The 17,371-nt window shown below is 60.5% G+C and carries 24 protein-coding genes and 1 pseudogene; 10 read left to right on the top strand and 15 right to left on the bottom strand.

The window, feature by feature from the left end:
• Positions 1 to 102: 102 nt before the first annotated feature.
• The 12 genes and pseudogenes from CD932_RS19025 to CD932_RS18970 all read right to left on the bottom strand — a co-directional run.
• Positions 103 to 996, bottom strand: a pseudogene (locus CD932_RS19025) (recombination-associated protein RdgC); the annotation flags it as partial.
• Positions 997 to 1,009: 13 nt separating this feature from the next.
• Positions 1,010 to 1,720 (bottom strand): hypothetical protein, encoded by a 711-nt coding sequence (locus tag CD932_RS19020; protein WP_094444315.1) that lies wholly within the window; start codon positions 1,718 to 1,720, stop codon positions 1,010 to 1,012.
• Between the two features lie 27 nt (positions 1,721 to 1,747).
• Positions 1,748 to 2,197 carry a DUF1367 family protein gene (locus CD932_RS19015; protein WP_254926685.1) on the bottom strand — a complete coding sequence of 150 codons (450 nt, stop codon included), beginning with the start codon at positions 2,195 to 2,197 and terminating at the stop codon, positions 1,748 to 1,750.
• A 40-nt stretch (positions 2,198 to 2,237) separates the two neighbouring features.
• Positions 2,238 to 2,993, bottom strand: a complete 756-nt coding sequence (locus tag CD932_RS29180) for a KTSC domain-containing protein (protein ID WP_254926669.1) — start codon at positions 2,991 to 2,993, stop codon at positions 2,238 to 2,240.
• Positions 2,994 to 3,020: 27 nt separating this feature from the next.
• On the bottom strand, positions 3,021 to 4,997 hold the full coding sequence (locus CD932_RS19000; protein WP_094444313.1) for a YqaJ viral recombinase family protein: 1,977 nt from the start codon (positions 4,995 to 4,997) through the stop codon (positions 3,021 to 3,023).
• A gap of 35 nt (positions 4,998 to 5,032) precedes the next feature.
• Positions 5,033 to 5,971: a RecT family recombinase gene (locus tag CD932_RS18995; protein ID WP_303396097.1), complete on the bottom strand. Its 939-nt coding sequence runs from the start codon at positions 5,969 to 5,971 to the stop codon at positions 5,033 to 5,035.
• Positions 5,972 to 6,071: 100 nt separating this feature from the next.
• Positions 6,072 to 6,305 (bottom strand): hypothetical protein, encoded by a 234-nt coding sequence (locus CD932_RS18990; RefSeq protein ID WP_094444312.1) that lies wholly within the window; start codon positions 6,303 to 6,305, stop codon positions 6,072 to 6,074.
• Entirely contained in the window at positions 6,302 to 6,436 is a 135-nt protein-coding gene (locus tag CD932_RS29450; RefSeq protein WP_254926668.1) for a hypothetical protein, read from the bottom strand. Before CD932_RS29450 ends, CD932_RS18990 begins: the two co-directional genes overlap by 4 nt.
• A complete protein-coding gene (locus CD932_RS18985; protein WP_094444311.1) occupies positions 6,433 to 6,657 on the bottom strand; it encodes a hypothetical protein in 225 nt (74 codons plus the stop codon). Before CD932_RS18985 ends, CD932_RS29450 begins: the two co-directional genes overlap by 4 nt.
• Positions 6,654 to 7,067, bottom strand: coding sequence for a hypothetical protein (locus CD932_RS18980; protein ID WP_094444310.1), 414 nt, complete (start codon positions 7,065 to 7,067; stop codon positions 6,654 to 6,656). The genes CD932_RS18985 and CD932_RS18980 overlap by 4 nt, the downstream gene beginning before the upstream one ends.
• A gap of 464 nt (positions 7,068 to 7,531) precedes the next feature.
• Positions 7,532 to 7,852: a hypothetical protein gene (locus tag CD932_RS18975; RefSeq protein ID WP_254926667.1), complete on the bottom strand. Its 321-nt coding sequence runs from the start codon at positions 7,850 to 7,852 to the stop codon at positions 7,532 to 7,534.
• A gap of 50 nt (positions 7,853 to 7,902) precedes the next feature.
• Positions 7,903 to 8,277 (bottom strand): hypothetical protein, encoded by a 375-nt coding sequence (locus tag CD932_RS18970; RefSeq protein ID WP_094444309.1) that lies wholly within the window; start codon positions 8,275 to 8,277, stop codon positions 7,903 to 7,905.
• A 685-nt stretch (positions 8,278 to 8,962) separates the two neighbouring features.
• Between CD932_RS18970 and CD932_RS18965 the strand changes: the two genes are divergently transcribed.
• On the top strand, positions 8,963 to 9,277 hold the full coding sequence (locus CD932_RS18965; RefSeq protein ID WP_094444308.1) for a hypothetical protein: 315 nt from the start codon (positions 8,963 to 8,965) through the stop codon (positions 9,275 to 9,277).
• Here CD932_RS18965 and CD932_RS28395 read toward each other — a convergent pair.
• The 3 genes from CD932_RS28395 to CD932_RS18960 form a co-directional block, all read right to left on the bottom strand.
• Positions 9,227 to 10,123, bottom strand: coding sequence for a hypothetical protein (locus CD932_RS28395; protein WP_141213310.1), 897 nt, complete (start codon positions 10,121 to 10,123; stop codon positions 9,227 to 9,229). The genes CD932_RS18965 and CD932_RS28395 overlap by 51 nt on opposite strands.
• 345 nt (positions 10,124 to 10,468) lie before the next feature.
• Positions 10,469 to 11,173: a hypothetical protein gene (locus CD932_RS28390; RefSeq protein WP_141213309.1), complete on the bottom strand. Its 705-nt coding sequence runs from the start codon at positions 11,171 to 11,173 to the stop codon at positions 10,469 to 10,471.
• Positions 11,174 to 11,266: 93 nt separating this feature from the next.
• Complete coding sequence (locus CD932_RS18960) at positions 11,267 to 11,977, bottom strand: LexA family transcriptional regulator (protein WP_094444307.1); 711 nt, start codon at positions 11,975 to 11,977, stop codon at positions 11,267 to 11,269.
• Between the two features lie 80 nt (positions 11,978 to 12,057).
• Here CD932_RS18960 and CD932_RS29800 point away from each other — a divergent pair, with 80 nt between their 5' ends.
• The 9 genes from CD932_RS29800 to CD932_RS18925 all read left to right on the top strand — a co-directional run bounded on the left by CD932_RS29800 (position 12,058) and on the right by CD932_RS18925 (position 17,370).
• Complete coding sequence (locus CD932_RS29800; protein WP_094444306.1) at positions 12,058 to 12,411, top strand: YdaS family helix-turn-helix protein; 354 nt, start codon at positions 12,058 to 12,060, stop codon at positions 12,409 to 12,411.
• Entirely contained in the window at positions 12,408 to 12,548 is a 141-nt protein-coding gene (locus tag CD932_RS28985; RefSeq protein WP_176461053.1) for a hypothetical protein, read from the top strand. The genes CD932_RS29800 and CD932_RS28985 overlap by 4 nt, the downstream gene beginning before the upstream one ends.
• 70 nt (positions 12,549 to 12,618) lie before the next feature.
• Positions 12,619 to 12,906, top strand: coding sequence for a hypothetical protein (locus CD932_RS18950; RefSeq protein WP_094444305.1), 288 nt, complete (start codon positions 12,619 to 12,621; stop codon positions 12,904 to 12,906).
• Between the two features lie 17 nt (positions 12,907 to 12,923).
• The gene (locus tag CD932_RS18945) at positions 12,924 to 13,139 is read left to right on the top strand and encodes a hypothetical protein (RefSeq protein WP_094444304.1); all 216 of its coding nucleotides are present in this window, start codon (positions 12,924 to 12,926) and stop codon (positions 13,137 to 13,139) included.
• Between the two features lie 76 nt (positions 13,140 to 13,215).
• Positions 13,216 to 13,491 carry a hypothetical protein gene (locus CD932_RS18940; protein WP_254926666.1) on the top strand — a complete coding sequence of 92 codons (276 nt, stop codon included), beginning with the start codon at positions 13,216 to 13,218 and terminating at the stop codon, positions 13,489 to 13,491.
• Positions 13,488 to 13,676, top strand: a complete 189-nt coding sequence (locus CD932_RS28385; protein WP_141213308.1) for a hypothetical protein — start codon at positions 13,488 to 13,490, stop codon at positions 13,674 to 13,676. The genes CD932_RS18940 and CD932_RS28385 overlap by 4 nt, the downstream gene beginning before the upstream one ends.
• 55 nt (positions 13,677 to 13,731) lie before the next feature.
• The gene (locus CD932_RS18935; RefSeq protein WP_094444303.1) at positions 13,732 to 14,490 is read left to right on the top strand and encodes a KilA-N domain-containing protein; all 759 of its coding nucleotides are present in this window, start codon (positions 13,732 to 13,734) and stop codon (positions 14,488 to 14,490) included.
• Positions 14,491 to 14,587: 97 nt separating this feature from the next.
• Positions 14,588 to 15,025: an HTH domain-containing protein gene (locus CD932_RS18930; protein WP_254926665.1), complete on the top strand. Its 438-nt coding sequence runs from the start codon at positions 14,588 to 14,590 to the stop codon at positions 15,023 to 15,025.
• Complete coding sequence (locus CD932_RS18925) at positions 15,022 to 17,370, top strand: DNA cytosine methyltransferase (RefSeq protein ID WP_094444301.1); 2,349 nt, start codon at positions 15,022 to 15,024, stop codon at positions 17,368 to 17,370. Before CD932_RS18930 ends, CD932_RS18925 begins: the two co-directional genes overlap by 4 nt.
• Position 17,371 lies beyond the last annotated feature (1 nt).

The following is a 17,371-nucleotide window of genomic DNA, read 5'->3' as shown; positions in this document are numbered from 1 at the left end:
CAGCGCTTCGCCGTTCAGCTGCAGCACCGGGCGCGCCGGGCGCACGGGCTCATCGCCCTTGGCCGGTCCCGCGTCCGCCGCCGGGCGTGGCGCTGGCGCCGCTACATCAGCCTCGCCGCCCAGGGCCTCGACCAGGTCGGCCAGCATCTTTGCCAGCTCGCCGGTCATCAGGGCGAAGTCGCTGTCGAAGCGCTCGTCGGCTGCTTCGCCAATCGCGCATTCCCGCAATATGTCCAGCGCTTTCACCGACTTGATGGCCAGGCTCTCGTCCAGCACGAAGGAAATCTTGTCGTTCCAGGTCATGGCCAGGCGCGTGCACTGCTTGCCTGCGGCGATGTGGCGGCGGATATCGTCCGCTTCGAGGGTGTGGCGCTTGTACGCCACCTGGGCCTTGCTTTCGCCGGTGGCGCGCATGATCGCGTCCTGGTCGACCGTGAAGCCGGCCGGATCATTACCCGTTTCCAGCCATTCCGTCATGGCGCCGACCGGCGAGCGCTGCACGCGCAGGCTTTCCAGCGGCAGCTTGTCTACGGATTTCAGCAGCAGCTTGACCACGTCATCAGCCTTGGCCGGGCTGGCCGCGTCGATCACCAGCCAGCCATTCACCGGGTCGATCCAGACGGCCGTGGTGCTGAGAATGGCGAAGGCGCGCGGCAACAGCTCGTCGGTGACACGCTCCTTCAGTTCCTTCATGGCCTTTTTGCCGGGTGGGAAGCCTTGGGCTTCTTCCATTTCCAGCGCGCGGGCGGCGGCGACCTGGTTGATCACGGTCGCCGGCAGAAGCTTCTTCTCGGTTTTCAACTGCAGCAGGAACTGGCCGCCGACAGCATGCACCAGCGGCGTGCCGGCGGCGCGCGGCGGGGCCCAGCCCTGGCGCACCAGGTCCATGCTGGTGGCGGGCGTGAACTGCTGCGGCGCCAGTGCCTGCTCAAGCGCCGCGGCGGTCATTGCCCATGGCGCAGGCAAGCGGTAAATCTGGAGGTTCTTGAAAAACATGGCGGCTGCTCGCTTAATCGTTGTCGTTGTACGGGAAGGTGGTGTCGAAGTCGCCGGCTTCCGCGCCTGCGTCGATGATCAGGCGCGTCTTTGCCGTGTACATTTGGAACAGGCGTTTTTCAAAATTGAAGAGTGGTCCGACGAAAATCTTGTTTTTGATGTCGGCACCGCCGAGGCTGAGTGCCCAAACTTCACCGTCGCCGCGGATCCGCAGGTGGATGGCGCAGGACGAGTGCCGCCCTTGGTTCGGATCTTCGTCGATTGAAACATCCACATAGCCATCGCAGTTTTCGCTGCGGTTGATGTTCAGCGTGAATTTTTCGCCGCGCAGTTGGTGTATATTCCAAGCGTCTTTCTTGCTTTCGATGAACTCGTCCAGCAGCGCCTGCAGCGTGATCGTGGCCGGCGCCGGCGCCAGCAACTCGGCGATGTCCTTATCCAGGTTCTCGGTGAACTCCGTGCTCATGACCGCGCCGACGCGCTTCTTGATGATGTCACCTACCAATTGGCGGTACGACGGCAGGTCGATCGTGTCGAGGTCGACTTCGATCAGCGTGCCGATCTTTGCCTTGAGCGCCTTGCCGAAATCGCTGTATTCGCGCAGGTGCTCGTTGATGCCGGCGGTGACGGCCGCGCCGATCTGCTTGTGAATGGCTTCCTCGATGGCGCCGGATGCGACTACCTTGTCAAACGCTGCCGCTACCGCCTCTTTCAACTGATCCATGATCTTCTCCGTTGCTGCTGCTGGCTTTCAGGTGAATGCCAGCAGCTGGTTAATTACGTTGTCCAGGTCCTGCCTGGTGTATTTGGTCAAAATCCGGGACAAGATCACGTCGATGGTCGCGCTATACAGCGCCTCGAACTCGATCTCGTCCATCTGTGCAAACGAAACGCTTTTCGCTTCCAGCCGCACCTCGCCCTTGAGGTTCACTGTCGATTCGAAAAAGCCAGCCAGAATCGCCACGTCTTTCCGGAAACGCTCCTTGTTCTTTGCCACCGGCTGGCCCTGGTAGGTCAGGCCGCCGCGCGGCTCCCACTGGTCGAAGGCGAAGGACACCAAGGCGAAGTACTTCTTGTGGAATTTATAATTCCGCACCTTCTTGAAGTCGGCGTGCATCAGCGCGCCAACCTTCATTTTCTGAATGAAGTCGGCCGCCGCCTCGTCGTGGGGGACGAGGACATTGGCCGTTTTCATGAGCACGATTTCTGTCAAGGCGGTGCTCCCGCGCGGCGCCAGGCTGTCACGCTGCCGGCGCCAGGTCGGCCACGTCGATCACGATGCCGCGGCAATACGTCTCGCCGTCTTCCTCGATTTCGAACGTGGCGTGCGGCACGTCGGTGCGGTAGGTCCAGCTGATGCCGTCCTCTTTGTCCCACAGCGCCTCAACCTTGCGCGCCAGCGGCTCGCGCGCGAAGAAATCCCGGAGGTGAACATCGCTCTCGATGTTGTCGCGGTCCAGTAGGAGTCCGCGCGCATCGATCAGTGCCGTGCCTCCGTCGGGGCAGTACTGCTCGCCGTCGATAGCGCCGCGCAGCTCCATCAGGTCGTCGCTGGCGCCGAAGATGACGATCAGGCCGGCCGTCTTGGCCTGCATTTCTTCTTCCTTCAGCATTTCCTTGCCGTACTCGCGGCCCGTCAGCAGGCAGGCCAGCAGTTCCTTGCTCAACTTGACCGGCGGGGCCTCGGCCAGGCTGGCCGGTTTGACGGTCGGCTGCGGCGCTGTGTGGCTGAACGCCGCCTGATCGATCTTCGAATATGGGAACTGGTCGGCAAACTTCTTGATGCGCTGGATGAAGAAGGATCCTTGCGACTCGGCGCCCAGGAATTCGGCAAACAGGGCGGCGCTGAAATTCTGGTAGTGGTAAATGTCGCTCTGGCCGGTCGATTTCTTCGGGTGGAACTGGATGGCCAGCAGGTTCAGTTCTGGCGCATGGCCGATGGCTGCAAACTGACTGGACTCGACCTGGTGCATGACGATTTGGGGAATGGCGCTCACAATGTTCTCCTGGTGGTTGGAAATGGCTTAAATGGCGTGTTTGACTTGAACGGCGCTGATATGGCGGCAAATAGCGGCGCACATGCTCTTGAAGTCGCCTTCGTGGTACAGCTTGGCGGCCTTGTCCGTGGCCGCCGGCGCGAAGCCGATGGATTCCATGAACGAGGCAGTGACCGTGAAACCCAGGCGGTCGCTGATCTGGCCCAGGCGCAGCGTCGGCGGCGTGTGTGCGCGCTCAAAGTTTGTAGCTCCCTCTTGCTCGAACAGGTCTTGCGCTGCTGGCGAGAGGTTGGCGCCGTCCGGCGAAGCCTTGGCGGCGGCCAGCTCTTCGGCAGCGTCGGTCAGGCGGCCTTGGTCGGCCAGTGCGGCGGCCTGGTCCTGGGCAATACCTTGGCGCGCGGCGGCGAGGGCGTTTTCGTGGATGGTTTGCGCTGCCTCGGCGGCGCGGTCGGCTGCGGCCTGGGTGGCGCGGGCGGCGGCAACCTGGGCGGCCTGCTGCTCCATCTGCGCCTTGGTCGCAGCGGCGACACGCTCGCGCTCGGCTTGGTCCGCAGCGGCTTGACGTTCCGCGGCGGCTTTGGCTTCGGCAGCCTGGCGCTCGGCGTCGGCGCGGCGCTGGGCGGCCAGTTCGGCGGCAGCGGCTGCTTCGGCCTTTTCCTTTTCCTCGGCCGCGATCTTGGCGCGCAGCGCTTCCTGCTTGGCAGCTTCGGCCCGTTTGTGCTCAGCGATCCGGGTGTTGATCACGAGCTGGAAGTCATCCATTGGCTTGCCGATGATGCTGGCCATGTCCATGAACAGGAAGCCGTAGTTGGCGGCGTGCTCGCGGCACCAGGTCTGCTTGGCGCGGTAGTCGGCCGCTTGCGTGTTTGCCGCAATCTTGGCATTGGCCAGCGTTGTGCCGACCGCATCGTGCAGGCTGGCCAGCGTGCGCTTGGCCTTCATGGCGCCGGCAAAGTCAGGCGTGGCCAGCTGCAGGCGGATCGGGGCGATCTCAGCTTCGAGCCCGGCAATGTGAGCAGCGTAAGCACGGCGACCGTCGTTCAGGATCGTTTCCTTGATCTGCTCTTTACGGGTCTTGACCAGTTTTTCCAGTTCCAGGCGCTTGGCGCGGAACTGGGCTTTGATGTGGTCGACCGTACGCATTACCTCGTCGATGGTCGAGGTTTGCGCCAGCGCCGCCGCTTTGGCGTGCTCCAGCTTGGCCTCGGCCTCGCCGCAAAACTTGACGTTGTATTCGGCATCCGCGAAGTCTTGGTCGTCCTGCAGATCCGTCTTGATGGTCGACAGGAACTTCTCGGCCGCCTTCTGGTAGGCCATCAGGTTGCTGCTGACGACCTTGCCTTCGGTCTGCACGACCAGCGCGGGCAGGGCGGCGGCCGGCGCTGCCTCTGGCTTCACCGCATGGTCAACCTGCGCGTAGTTCGCCACATCGATGTCGAACTGTTCCCAGCCAGCGACGATGCGCTCGAACCAGGCCGCATCCGGATAGACCCACATCCAGACCATATTGTTTTCGGTGCCATCGGATGCCATGAACAGCCACTTCTCGGCGCCGGTCACCATCAGTTGCTGCTGGACCTGCGGCTGGTGCTCGTCCGGCAGCACTTCGGCACGCACCGATGCGGCCAGCTCGGCATTCCATTGCTTGTGCTCGAAGCCGATCGTTTCGGCCATGTTCAGGCCGTCGCAGGATGCGCTCTCCCGACCCAGCGACAAGGTGGCGGGGTAGAGGTCTTCGCCGATGATGCGTTCGGCGAGCGGGCGCGCCAGCGCTTCGACCTCGTGGCCGTAGTCCAGAATGTTTTCCTGCACCCAGTCGCTGAACTCCTTGGCCAGGCCGGTGGCCTTCATGCGCACCAGTTCGCTGCGGGTTACCTTCTTCGACAGGCCCAGCATCGCGGCCGCCTCGCTGGCGCCGTGGTGGTTGAATCGGAATACGTGCCAGTCGTCGCTGCCCTGCAGCAGGTTGTGAATTTCGCGGGTGAGTGTGTTTTCGCGTTGCATGATGTGTCCTTGGTGATTTTTATGTGGTGCTGCGATTAGTCGTTTTCGTGCGCCCAACTGTCGATAGTCATTTTTTGCGCCTCGGTGAAGGTCGCCCGGGTGCTGAGCATTGCGATCAGCTGCGTCGGCGTTTTCTTCTTGCTGAGGATGGTCTGGCGCCATTCCGGCGTTTTCTGCTGGAACAGCTCGTCGGTGCATTCCGGAAGGCTATCGATCACGTTCTGCGTCGCTACCGTTGCTTGGGGCGTGATATCGCGCATTTCGCGGTTCACTTCATCCAACTCGTCCGGCGTATAGACGCCCAGGATCACGTCAGGGGAATACAGGCGAGTCCAGCGTTTTACCGCCAGGTAGGCCAGTTGCTGCTTGGGGTCGGTTGCCCACAGTGGGGAGTTGCGGACGCTGGCTTGCACCAGCAGCAGTTCGAGCACGCGCGGCGCAGTCTCACCGCGTAACGTGGCCCAGATACGCACACCCAAACCATCCTCGTCCTGCAGCTGGTAGTCGGGCACACGGTACTGATATTCTTTCTTGTAATCCGCAGCGCCCTTCGTGCCCTTCGCCGGCACGGTGCAGACCTTGGATTTACCGATGATCTTTTCCCACGGGCCGTACCATTCGTAATTGAATCGGTCGGCCGTCACACCACTCGACTGGATCACGGCATTGACCAGCTGCGCCTCGTAGCCGAGCGCGCCGTTGACCAGGTGCGTTTTCTGCGCCACCGCGAAGGGATTCATGCGCCACTGGATGGCCTGCATGATGACGGCGGCGCAGTCGGCCGGGCTGCCGCGCAGGTGCTCCGGGATGGTGGCGCGGCCCTTGGCCATGATGTCGGCCAGGCGCATCATGCTGTCCATGCTCGCGCTGTCCAGAATCAGGGAGGCGCTGCTGGTGGCCACGACGGGCATGTCGCCCTGTTCGTAATGCGTCGCCTGCATGGCGGTGCGGCTTTCTTGCGTAACTGCGTTCATGACGTTTTCCTTGTGAGTTTTATAATTTCTGCCTTCAACAGCGCCAGGCGGACGGCGTGACCAATGGCGTGGCCGGCGCGCCAGTTGCGAAAGGCCTGGCCTACTGCACGCATTGCGCCTCCCGGTGTGCGCGGCCGGCGCGCTGCAACTGCGCTGCCGATGCGTCCAGGTCGATCAGCGCTTCGATCTGCGCGGTGATCAATTCCTTGCGCACTTCGTCCAGGCCAGCCAGCTCGCGGCGCACGCCGGCCAAGCGCATCTTGTTCATGTTGTGCTGGTGCCGCGCTTGGTAGAAGCGGTGGGCGGCCAGCAGACGGCGGAAGAGGGCGGTCATGGCGACACCAGCACGGTGATGCTCATGGGCTCGTCTTCCGGCAGCGCGGCGAGGGTTGCGTCAGGGCTGCCGGTGCCGGCGTAGGTGTGCTGGCTGCCGGCGGCGGTGCAGGTGGTGATGACGTAGCTCACGATGCACTCCCTTCACGGCCAGCCAGCAGCACGCGGATACCGTTGCGATTGGCCGTGGCCATCACGCCGTAACAGGCACCGCACGGAATCTGCTCGGTCGCGTCCAGGCAGCCGCTGTTCAGCGCCGATTCGACGCCAGCATCCTGGTGGGCAAAGGCAAGGGCGGCAGACACGGCCAGGCGGGACTGGCGGCCGGCGGTGACGTTGCGGGCGGCGATCATGCTGCACGCTCGGCAAGCATGGCGTCGGCATATTCACCGCGCATTTCGGACAGCGCAGTAAAAATCATCACGCGGGATTCCAGTTCGAACATTCCGATAGACTCCTCGCAGAATCCGCAGCGCAGCATTGCATCACCAATGATGACCGGCGCCCTGGCCGCGAAGTAGTCGCGCAAAGTAGTCGCATCGCCCGCTGTCGCAGCAGATTCGATGAACTGCACCAAGCTGAGATAGATCGAGTGCACTTGACCGTCGGAGGCTTCAACGATGGCAACCGGATTAGATTGACCTTCGCCGTCAGCCTCCTGGCCGAATTGGTGAAAATTCGCCGTAAAGTCCGGTACCTTTACACTCTGGCGGCAACCATCGATAACTTGCTGCTCCCACTTGAAAACTTGAACTTGGCGCATGTCTTGCTCCTCTGGTTATGATCTGGCGCCCCGGCAGGGAATCGAACCCTGCTGTTGCCGGCCGCACTGTCCGACAACAAGGCCACTCCGGAGCTTTCAATCCTGCGTACGCCAGGAAGCGCGGCCGGTGCGGGTCGTAACTCCGGCGCTTGGTACATCGCGTGCCCGCTGACGCAATTCGTGGTGTTGACGACCCGGTCAATCCGTCGGGCGTGTGATTCCTGCGGCTGGTGGGCCGCCAACAAAGCAAGGGGCTGGTCACAAACCCAGCTGCTTCAAGGCCGGTCTTCGCTTTTGCTGCGCGACGATCGAGGCGAAGTTCACGCCCATCCCTTGCTTTGTTGGCGCCGGTCTTCCCCGGCTTCCAGATCCTGTCGAAGATCAATCGGGCCACTCTGTGCCATCGGGCAGTTTTTCTGGCTGCCAGCCCCGTCCCGCCTTGAGCTACGGCGCGGGCGACCGATTCAATCCTTGTTGCAGTCGTGCTCTTCGTTGCTGAACTGGTGCGCGTTGGTGAATTCGCCGCCTTCATGCCCATCACGTCGATCTTGATATGCCTGGTACTGCCCGGTGCGCGCCTCTTGCCTGATGGCCTTGCAGGACTTCGAGCAGTACAGGCCCCAGCCTCGCTTTACGTCAGCTGCGCGCGCCCAAAACGTTGAGCGGCAGCACCGGCACTTGCGCTCGACCATCTTCGGCTGCGGGATTCGCCTGATTGCCGGCGCCGCGCTGACTGCTGGCTGGGCACGCACATACTCGATTCCATTCACCACAATCCGATCCATCACACACCTCGCTTTATTTTTGTTGACCAGGTTCGTGCGGCTGTCGACCGTTAAATCTGCAATCTCTCCAGCGCCACGGCCTGCGCGCGACTCTTGGCCTGGCAACTGGCCGGATCGTCGCGCGCCAACTGCGCAGCGCCGTCGATTTCTCTGGTGGCGACCGCAAGCGCATCGGCGTAGATCCTGTCGGCGACAAATTCCCGGAACGCGTTGCCAGCAGTGGTCGCATCGCATGCCAAGGCGGTGCGCGCCAGCATATTCATGGCACCAGGTGCTGCCAGCGCGTCGAGCAGCATGTTGGCGATCCCGCTGGAGCCGGCACCGCCGGTCAGCACGATGGTGCGAGCGGCTGCATTTTTCTCAGCTGCCAGGTTGGTGATCATTTCCTCGCGCAGTTCGGCGGCGTCGTGGTCGCGGGCGCTCATGGCGATCAGCCGCGCGCTGGGATGACGATTGCCGGGATCACTTCGCCGTTGGCGATGAGGACCGCTGCGAATGCTGCGAGCTCTGCTGGGGACATGTCGTACTCCTGTGTTTGCTTTCGATGAATGCATTAAACCACAGGTTGAATTATGCAGTCAACCTTAAGTTGAATTATTGTGAGATAATTTTTCGGTCGCCTCAAAAGCGATCGGAAGCTTGGACAGAATCTCGCCGGGTTGCGCATGTCCAGATAGATGGAGCCGGCGAACGCTACGCAGTACCCAGGGTATTAACGCGAAACGGGCGTAGTGGAAGTGCCGCAAGAAGGACGACAGGCGGCGACGATGGGTGATAGTGGGGAGAGTCGAGTCGGGGGCCGCAAGCGGTCAAAGTCTCCCCTATGCGCAGTGTCCGAAGTCGAAGAGGGGCATTCAGCGTTCTCACGGGGCTAAGCTTTGTTGCTTGGCTACTGGGAGAGTGCTGCTCAGGAACCGAGCCTCCAAGGGCATAGGCTTCAAAGCAGTAGCTTTAGAACTTGGAAAAGCAAGATCAAAAGCTTACTTCAAGAGTAAGATACTGATTTTTGAGTACCTTTTATTAGGGAAAGCATAGTGGAAAATAAATCGGCCCCGCTGGGGCAAAAAAAATCCCCGGCTGGCGGGGCTGATAATGCGGGGAGTTCGAATAATGAATGACATCAGCTTGGTGATCTGTGATTTTGACTATTCGGGCATGAAGAAGATCGGCAAAATCGAAATCCAGCCAAGTCAGGAATTCGGCGGCGTTGGTGTGTGCGTGCATGGCTTCGAATACAACGAGCCGCAATCGTGCAGCACCCACCTCGCGAAGTCACTAGCCTGGGCGCGAGATGTGTTGGATGCGCAAATTCGGGCTATGCGCGTCGTTCCGGGCGGTATCATTACTAGTTCCACAGGGATGAATCAAGTTGAGCTAGTTACCATAGTCAACAAGAGCAGGAAGACGATCGAGGATTCGATTTAGTCTGGCCGTATGATTTTTTGAAGACATCAACTGTCGGAGCTTTTCAAACTCAGCGAGGTTTTGCTTTGAGCAGAATGCCCTTGCGTCATTTAAAAAAGTCCTGGCGCCGACCATGGCTTGCGAGAGAGTATTTAACTGCAGCGTTTTGACTGCCAGCTCTTTTGACGTCATAGTCGCAAGATCGGCGCTATCGAGGGCGTAAAGTGGATCAATAATATCGTATCTGATGGCACGCACGATAGTGACGTGTCTGTACACCGCCTCGCCTCCACGGATCGTCGCGATCGTGTGTAGGTTGCCTTTTGATCCAGGCAAGGGCGATTCGGTTTTGTCTTCGACTCGAATGGCACCACCGTCGCGCAGGCAGCCTGTAAGTGCTCGCTCAAGCGATGGATCCTTGACGACTTCTGCCATTATTTTCGCTACGCATTCTGCGGCCACAGCGATTTCTAGCTGAAGGGAGTTTGCAATTGCAATCATTTCGGCTCTGTCTTTAATGACTGCATCGAGCATATTTCTACGACGCTCCGTATCTTCTGCTGCCAAATATCGCGCCTCTACATCCTTAAATGCGACACCAAATTCCCGGTGGCCGCAAGTATTTCCGCAATTTGTCTCTCGGCCGTCCTTGGTGCTTATAATATAGCCTCGCATGTGCATCGTGGCGCAGCCATTCAATTCACACGTTATTTGATTATTATGTGGACGCTCATATTTTCCAATGATTTGATCGAAATCTTCTTTTTCGCAACGCAGGTCCAAAACATATCCCGGCCTTCTGCAAAACTGCTCAACGGTCTTGAAAAATATCGGGGTGTTTATTGTTTCGCGTCCACTATCAGGCATTTCCACTCCAAAGATTGCGTATGAGGTTTGTATTTCAATAGCACTGTCAACCGATCATCTATTGGCCAACTAATTTCCCGCAGCATCCGCACCACCGCGACTCACTCAGCCCAGCCCGGCCGCAACTCCCGCAAACCGAATCAGGCCACATCAAGTAGCCGTCCCGCGACCAGGCGCTGGGGTTGGCTTGGTGATGGTCGTTGGCTACCGTGATGGCGGCGATGAGGGTGAGGCGCGCGGTATCGTCAAGTGGTCGCATATTTTCACTAAGTCATGTATTCTACGAGCCGCACACCCACCGTCAGCGAAGTGACGCTGCAGCCTGTTGGTGAAGTTCTTATGCTACTAATTTTGAATTGAAGATACGATGCCGTTTTCAAAATAAATGTAGTTGCCGCCACCATAAACCCACTGCTCATGTGTGCCGTATGATCCAGTGCTGCGATTGATGCTCTCCGGCCCACCCCAGTTGGATGCACGAACCTGCTTAGCAGTCATTCCAATACGCACTCCGCCACGAGCTTTCCATGCTGCGGCTGCACTTGCTGCCTTAGCCTTGGCCTTTTTTTCCGCAATGCGCAACTCCTCTGGAGATGCCGGAAGTATGTACTCAATGAAATCGAATTTGGTATCCCCTGGTCGATACAAGTCTTTAAAAATGCCGTATTCTCTCCGGTTGCTCCGAAATAAGATATTTTCCTCCAAATACGCCATTTTTCCATCTGGGAAAGTAATTTTTACGTAATCTTGATATCCCTTATGCACAAACGCGCTAATCGTAAAACTAGTCGCTTCCGTCACTACAAATTTTTCACTGCCAAACGTGCCATCATCCTCGGCAGAGATAAATTCTTTTCTTCTTGTCGCTGCGGGGTTGGGGGTAATCCAGAATCTCCGTCCCATTAATTTTTCGAGGTCGGCCTCCAGTGCTAATTGCCTCGTTTTTTCTAAAGATCCTCTATCTTGACTCACTGATGAATATTGTGCATGCGCATAGGAGCAAAAAAAATAACTCGACGTTAGGCATAGCAATAATAATTTTCGATACATACGGAGGTCCGGTTTATTTATTCGCTACGCCAAATCGATTATAGGAATGTACTTAGCCTAGTGTTCGGCGCGTAAGGGCGTGCCGTTTCGCTTTCAACGCCTTTTTATCTTCCGACGCGATTCCGCCATGACGCCAATTATCGTAAGTGGCGTCTCATCACTGCGCACAGTTGGGTAGTCTTCATTGATCGGGACCAGTTCAAATATGTCGTTGCCATCGGCATTGATGCCGCGCAGTCGATATTTCTTGAATGTCGCCTCCTGCTTGCCGTTTCTTGCAGCAACGCAATCGCCGGGGCGGGGCTGCCATTCAGGTTCGATGATCACAATGTCGCCTGGCTGGTAATCCGGCACCATCGAGTCACCATCGATCTCAAGGCCAAAGGCCCATTGGGAATAGGTGTCATCTACATAAATCGTCGCGTAACCATCTCCAGCAGCATATGGGACGGTGATTTCCTTCATGGCCCCGGCCTGTATGGCCGAGATCACCGGGATCGCCCGCGTGCCGAGTGGGATTGGCCTAGCATTCTGGTCGAATCCACTTTCATTTACCGCGGTTGAGCGCGGTTGCTCGGCGGCCCTCGCCGTCGAAATTGAATCATCGCCCTCACCAAGCAGTAGCTCATCAACACTGCAAGATAAGGCTTGGGCGACCAGTATTGCATTTTCACGCGAAATCTTCCCCGTTTTGATCCATTTCGAGACCGCATTGTGGGAAACGTCCGCTCGCTCGGCAAGCCACCCCTGCGTTTTTCCCAGCGCGGAGAGCCTTGATTTGATTGTTTGTCCTGGTGCGTTCATTTTTCAATCATCGGTTGAATATGGTTGAAGATCAACCAACCTGGGGTTGAATTAAATTTCAACCTGTGGTTTAATTACGCATGGACGCCAAAAACCCCACCCCAATTGAGCGCGCAGTGCAGATAGCTGGCGGCGCAATCCCTTTAGCCGACGCCTGCGGCGTTAGCTTTCAGGCCGTCTACAAGTGGATTAAGAAGGGCCATCCACCTACGGAGCGATGCGCCAGCGTTGAGGCTGCCGTTGGTGGTGCTGTCACGCGCTTTGAGTTGCTTCCCCCGACATTCGGAGAGCAAAAGCGCCGCCAAGCCCACCGCACCACCGATCCCGTCCCAGCACCAGGCCACGCCGGCCGCCAGCCGCCCACGACGAACGGCATTCTCGACACCGTGCCAGACCGCGCTGCTGTTGGCATCGACGCGAGAGCAATTCCATGATCCGCCTGATCCTCATTTCCCCGCCGCGCCCGGCGGAAGACCTCGTGCGCATCCCGCTACTCGAACTGCACGAGCTGCCGCCCGGCGTGCCGTTCGATGAGTGCCTGAAAGCGCTTGAAGAAGACCGGCCGCCGTAACACGCGCCGAGCCTCGCCCTGCAATTTCGCTGTACCCAAACCCTGTAACACCGACCACCAGGAGAAAACCATGAAGTTGAAACAAAAACGCACCGCGCTCGTCAAGGGCTATGTCACCGATGAACACAAAGATGCACTGCAAGCCGCCTGCGTGGCCAAGGGTAAATCCGTCAGTGACGTGCTGAACGAATGCACGATCGTGATCATCCGCGACCACCACGACACCCGGCCGAAACGGAATGATACGCCGCCGTTTTCTGGCGGCGCTAGACCCAAATCACGGGAAAACCGGGCCCACTTTGGCCCGGCACCGCGCCCGAGCTACGGCGTTGTTCCCCGCATGCGGATCCGGGTTTAACGGCATGGAGGCGGCTATTGAATAAACAACCCGAGGTCACGGCCGAGGAAAAAGAACTCGTCTTCCAGCGTTCGATGATTTACCGCCAGGCAGAGAAAGACCTGCAGGTGGCCAGAGACGGGGAGGGCGAGAGCGCGGCGAAGGCCGCACACAAGGAAGCGCGCCAGAAATGGCGCGATGCCACAGACAGGGTGGCGCGGAAGTACGAAGTGCCGCGCCGCGAACCGCCGTAAATGGCTGCACCCGACAGCTACAGCATCACACGGCCGCCTGGCGGCCGATTTATCCACCATCAATCAGGAGCATGACATGTCGCAAACCCCTATCCATTCCCCGAGCCAAGCGCTCGACAACGCCGCCGGCAACTGCCAGCTGCTCGACGCCGTGATGGCGAAGCTGGGCCTGAAGAACGATGCGGCGTTATCGCGCGCGCTTGAAGTGGCGCCGCCGGTCATCGGCAAGATCCGCCGCGGCCGCCTGCCCGTCGGCGCCACGTTGCTGATCCGCATGCACGAAGTGACCGATATTGCGATCCGCGAATTGAAGGCCATTGCCACGCCGGCCGCGCCAGAGGTGGCGGTTTGACCTGGAAGACATTGCAGCCGGAAGGTGGCGCGCCGGCGCAGGCCGGGCAGGCCGGGCAGGGCGCGCAGCAGGGCCAGGTCGATCCGAATCCAGATTACGTGCGGCCGCACGACCCGGACCCCTGCCATGTCCGCGCACGGGAGCACTACGGCGCAATGCTCGCCGAATTGCTGGGCCAGAAATGAAAAAAGCCAGCTGGCAGGCTGGCTTCCTTAAGACAACAAATTCGCGAAAGAATTTATGGCATCAATTGTACAACATAAAGGCATCACCATCGCCGAAACGCTGATCGCGGTCGACAGCGTGGGGCGTTTTTGCCTCAACGATCTGCACAAAGCCGCCGGCGCCGAGAGCCGGCACCAGCCTGCGTTCTTCTTCCGTCGTCCAGAAACCCAGGACCTGGAGGCGGAATTAAACTCTGCGCCGGAGCAGAGTTTCACGACCGTGACCACGCCGGGCCGCAATGGCGGCACCTACGTGTGCAAGGAACTGGTCTACGCTTATGCCATGTGGATCAGCGCGAAGTTCCACCTGCAAGTGATCCGGACCTTCGATGCCTTGGTCACTGCCCAGGCGCCAGCTGCCGCGCCAGCGCGAAGCGTAATCTCACCCGCCAAGGAGTTCCGCGCCATCTTCGGCATCGCACGCCTGATCGGCCTGGACAAGAATGCCGCAGCAATCAGTGCGAACCAGGGCACGGCGGCGCTGACCGGCGTCAACATGCTGCAGCTGATGGAGCGCACGCACCTTGCCACGCCCGAGCAGGATATCTGCTTCACGCCCACGGAAATGGGCCGCCGCTTTGTCAAAAGCGCCAAGGACTTCAACCAGCTGCTGGCCCAGGCCGGCCTGCAAGAGCAGATTGCCGGCCACTGGGTACCGACGGCGAAAGGGCGCGCGCATGCTGTGGTGTTCGACACGGGCAAGGCGCACGGCAGCGGCGCACCGATCCAGCAGGTGAAATGGCGCGACTCGGTGCTGGGCGAGGTGGCCTTGTGAATAGCCGACCAACTCATTCGGCGCGCCAGCGCGCACTGATTACCCTCACTGCGGGGCATCCATGACCGCCCCAGCCATGCGCACTCGCTGCACCACCATGACCGAGCAGCGCACTGCCAACCTCAAAAGCTTGGTCGCAGAACTCGCTGCCCGCGAAATGCAGGCCGACGATATCTGCGCCCATCTGAAAATGTCGCCATCCGGCGCACGCAAATACATTGCCGACCTGCGCGCCGCTGGCGTGGCGGTGCTGGCGCGCTACGCTGACGGCACAGCGACCTACTTGGGCAAGGCCCGCTACCGCCTGGTGAGCGACCCGCTGCTCGTGAGCGAGTTCCTGGGTCAGATCGAGCAAGACAAGCACCAGCCGCGCATCCCGGCGTCGCCGGTGCGCGCGTTGCCTGTACTGCCAGGCCGCAGCTTCCATATCATGGCTGACGATACCCATTTCGCAGTCCGCATCAACCGCCAATCGGTGATGCGCGATCCGCTGGTGGCGGCGCTGTTCGGGCCGGCTGACGAGGTGCGCCCATGAAGCGCGACCTCTTCACCTTGTCGCTCGATCTTGGTAGCGAATTGATAATAGATAATTTTGCCGGTGGTGGCGGAACCAGCACCGGTCTGGAGCAGGCGTTCGGCCGCCCGGTCGATATCGCCATCAACCACGACCCCGAGGCGTTGGCCATGCACGCGGCGAACCACCCGCATACCACGCATCTGTGCGAAAGCGTGTGGGACGTCGACCCGATCAAGGTCACAAACAACCGGCCGGTGGGCCTGGTCTGGCTGTCGCCCGACTGCAAGCATTTCAGCAAGGCCAAGGGCGGCAAGCCGGTCGAGAAGAAGATTCGCGGTCTGGCCTGGGTGACGTTGCGCTGGGCGGCGAAGTGCAAGCCGCGCGTGATCATGCTGGAGAACGTCGAGGAATTCAAAACGTGGGGTCCGCTGCTGATCGCCGCCGACGGCAGCGCGAAGCCTGACCCGGCGAAGAAGGGCAAGACCTTCGACAGCTTCATTCGCCAGCTGCGCGCGCACGGCTACACCGTCGACTACCGCGAAATGCGCGGCTGCGACCATGACACGCCAACCATCCGCAAGCGTTTCTTCCTGGTGGCGCGCCGCGACGGCATTACCATCAAGTGGCCGGAGCCAACTCATGGCGCGCCGGACAGCATCGGGGTGCGCGCCGGCAAGCTGAGGCCGTACAGAACGGCGGCCGAGTGCATCGATTTCAGCCTGCCATGCCCGTCGATCTTCGAGCGCGACCGGCCGCTGGCGCCGGCCACGCTGCGCCGCATCGCCAAGGGCATCATGCGCTACGTGGTCGACGCGGCGGATCCGTTCATCGTTGGCCAGGGCGGCCCGGTGTACGGCGGCAAGCCTGTGTCGGCAAACCAGCCATTCGGCACACTGACCACTGAAAACCATCGCGCTGTCGTGCTGCCTACCATCGTCCCGGTCACGCACCAGGGCGGCGATCGCACGGAATCGATCGACGAGCCATTCCGCACCATCACCGGCGCGCACCGCGGCGAGAAGGCGCTGGGAGTGGCGACGCTGGTGCAGGTGGGATACGGGGAGCGTGAGGGCCAGGCGCCGCGCGCTCTGGATATCGAGAAGCCGCTGGGCACGGTTGTGGGCGGGGCCGCGAAGCATGCGCTGGTCGAGGCCGAGCTTGTGCCATTCGTGATGACCAACACCACCGGACATCCCGGCGCTGGCGCCGACATGCCGGTGCCGACCATTACCGCTGCCGGCAACCAGGCTCTGGTATCAGCACTGCTGACTGGTGTTGGCGGCCGTGCTGGCCGGAGCCGCCCGCGCGGCGTGGGCGAGCCGACGGCAACAGCAACATCGAAGGCTGACGCGGCGTTGGTCACGGCCGTGCTGGTCGACGCCGCCCACGGCGAAGTATCGCCAAGCGGCGTGAAGCGGTGGGGTACCGGCGCGCACGACGTCGAGGCGCCGCTGGGTACAGTGACGGCCAGCGGCAACAAGGCCGTGGCAACCGCATTCCTGGCCAAGCATTACACGGGCGTCGTCGGATCCGACTTGACCGATCCTATCGGCACAGTCACCGCATGCGACCACCACAGCCTGGTGACGGCTTTCTTGACCGAGCACGCCAACGCGAGCAATCAGCGCGTGATGCCGGCCGACGCGCCTCTGCGCACGATCTGCGCCCAGGTCAAGGGCGGGCATTTCTCGATGGTGTCGGCGCACATCACCAAATTCCGCACCGGCGCCACCGGCAGCGACATGAACACACCGCTGCCGACCATCACAGCCGGGCCGAAAGAAAACCCGGCTGGCGCACCGCATGCGCTTGGCATCGTCACGGCACACATCCAGCGCGACATGGGCGCCAGCGTCGGCCACGCCGTTGATGCGCCGCTTGGCACGGTCACGGCCGGCGGTGGCGGCAAGTCGGCGCTGGTCACCAGCAACATGATCAAGCTGCGCGGCACCAGCACGGCGGCCGGTACCGACGAGCCGCTGGGCACGGTCAGCGCCGGCGGACAGCACCACGCCGAGGTGCGCTCGTTCCTGCTGGCCTACTACGGCGCCAGCGAGACGCACAGCCTTACCGATCCCCTCAATACGGTCACGAGCCGAGACAGGTTCGGTCTGGTGACGATTCAAGGCCAGGACTATCAGATCGTGGATATCGGCCTGCGCATGCTGCAGCCGCGCGAGTTGTTCCGGGCCCAGGGCTTCCCCGACGATTACATCATCGGCGACGACCCCGCCCAGGGCCTGAAACTGACGAAGTCGGCCCAAGTACGCATGTGCGGCAATTCGGTCTGCCCACCCATGGCCAAGGCGTTGATCCTCGCCAACTTCGCTCATGAGCGTGAGATTGCTGGGAGGGCAGCATGAC

The sequence above is a fragment of the Janthinobacterium sp. PC23-8 genome (assembly GCF_002250505.1).
Lineage (GTDB): Bacteria > Pseudomonadota > Gammaproteobacteria > Burkholderiales > Burkholderiaceae_D > Janthinobacterium.
This window is presented reverse-complemented; position numbering and strand designations above follow the sequence as displayed.

Bases quoted from the DNA above. Each gene is read 5' to 3' on its own strand.
- CD932_RS19020 (WP_094444315.1), bottom strand. From the start codon at position 1,720: ATGGATCAGTTGAAAGAGGCGGTAGCGGCAGCGTTTGACAAGGTAGTC.
- CD932_RS19000 (WP_094444313.1), bottom strand. From the start codon at position 4,997: ATGCAACGCGAAAACACACTCACCCGCGAAATTCACAACCTGCTGCAG.
- CD932_RS18995 (WP_303396097.1), bottom strand. From the start codon at position 5,971: ATGAACGCAGTTACGCAAGAAAGCCGCACCGCCATGCAGGCGACGCAT.
- CD932_RS18990 (WP_094444312.1), bottom strand. From the start codon at position 6,305: ATGACCGCCCTCTTCCGCCGTCTGCTGGCCGCCCACCGCTTCTACCAA.
- CD932_RS18985 (WP_094444311.1), bottom strand. From the start codon at position 6,657: ATGATCGCCGCCCGCAACGTCACCGCCGGCCGCCAGTCCCGCCTGGCC.
- CD932_RS18980 (WP_094444310.1), bottom strand. From the start codon at position 7,067: ATGCGCCAAGTTCAAGTTTTCAAGTGGGAGCAGCAAGTTATCGATGGT.
- CD932_RS18975 (WP_254926667.1), bottom strand. From the start codon at position 7,852: ATGGATCGGATTGTGGTGAATGGAATCGAGTATGTGCGTGCCCAGCCA.
- CD932_RS18970 (WP_094444309.1), bottom strand. From the start codon at position 8,277: ATGAGCGCCCGCGACCACGACGCCGCCGAACTGCGCGAGGAAATGATC.
- CD932_RS18965 (WP_094444308.1), top strand. From the start codon at position 8,963: ATGAATGACATCAGCTTGGTGATCTGTGATTTTGACTATTCGGGCATG.
- CD932_RS28395 (WP_141213310.1), bottom strand. From the start codon at position 10,123: ATGCCTGATAGTGGACGCGAAACAATAAACACCCCGATATTTTTCAAG.
- CD932_RS28390 (WP_141213309.1), bottom strand. From the start codon at position 11,173: ATGTATCGAAAATTATTATTGCTATGCCTAACGTCGAGTTATTTTTTT.
- CD932_RS18960 (WP_094444307.1), bottom strand. From the start codon at position 11,977: ATGAACGCACCAGGACAAACAATCAAATCAAGGCTCTCCGCGCTGGGA.
- CD932_RS29800 (WP_094444306.1), top strand. From the start codon at position 12,058: ATGGACGCCAAAAACCCCACCCCAATTGAGCGCGCAGTGCAGATAGCT.
- CD932_RS28985 (WP_176461053.1), top strand. From the start codon at position 12,408: ATGATCCGCCTGATCCTCATTTCCCCGCCGCGCCCGGCGGAAGACCTC.
- CD932_RS18950 (WP_094444305.1), top strand. From the start codon at position 12,619: ATGAAGTTGAAACAAAAACGCACCGCGCTCGTCAAGGGCTATGTCACC.
- CD932_RS18940 (WP_254926666.1), top strand. From the start codon at position 13,216: ATGTCGCAAACCCCTATCCATTCCCCGAGCCAAGCGCTCGACAACGCC.
- CD932_RS18935 (WP_094444303.1), top strand. From the start codon at position 13,732: ATGGCATCAATTGTACAACATAAAGGCATCACCATCGCCGAAACGCTG.
- CD932_RS18930 (WP_254926665.1), top strand. From the start codon at position 14,588: ATGACCGAGCAGCGCACTGCCAACCTCAAAAGCTTGGTCGCAGAACTC.
- CD932_RS18925 (WP_094444301.1), top strand. From the start codon at position 15,022: ATGAAGCGCGACCTCTTCACCTTGTCGCTCGATCTTGGTAGCGAATTG.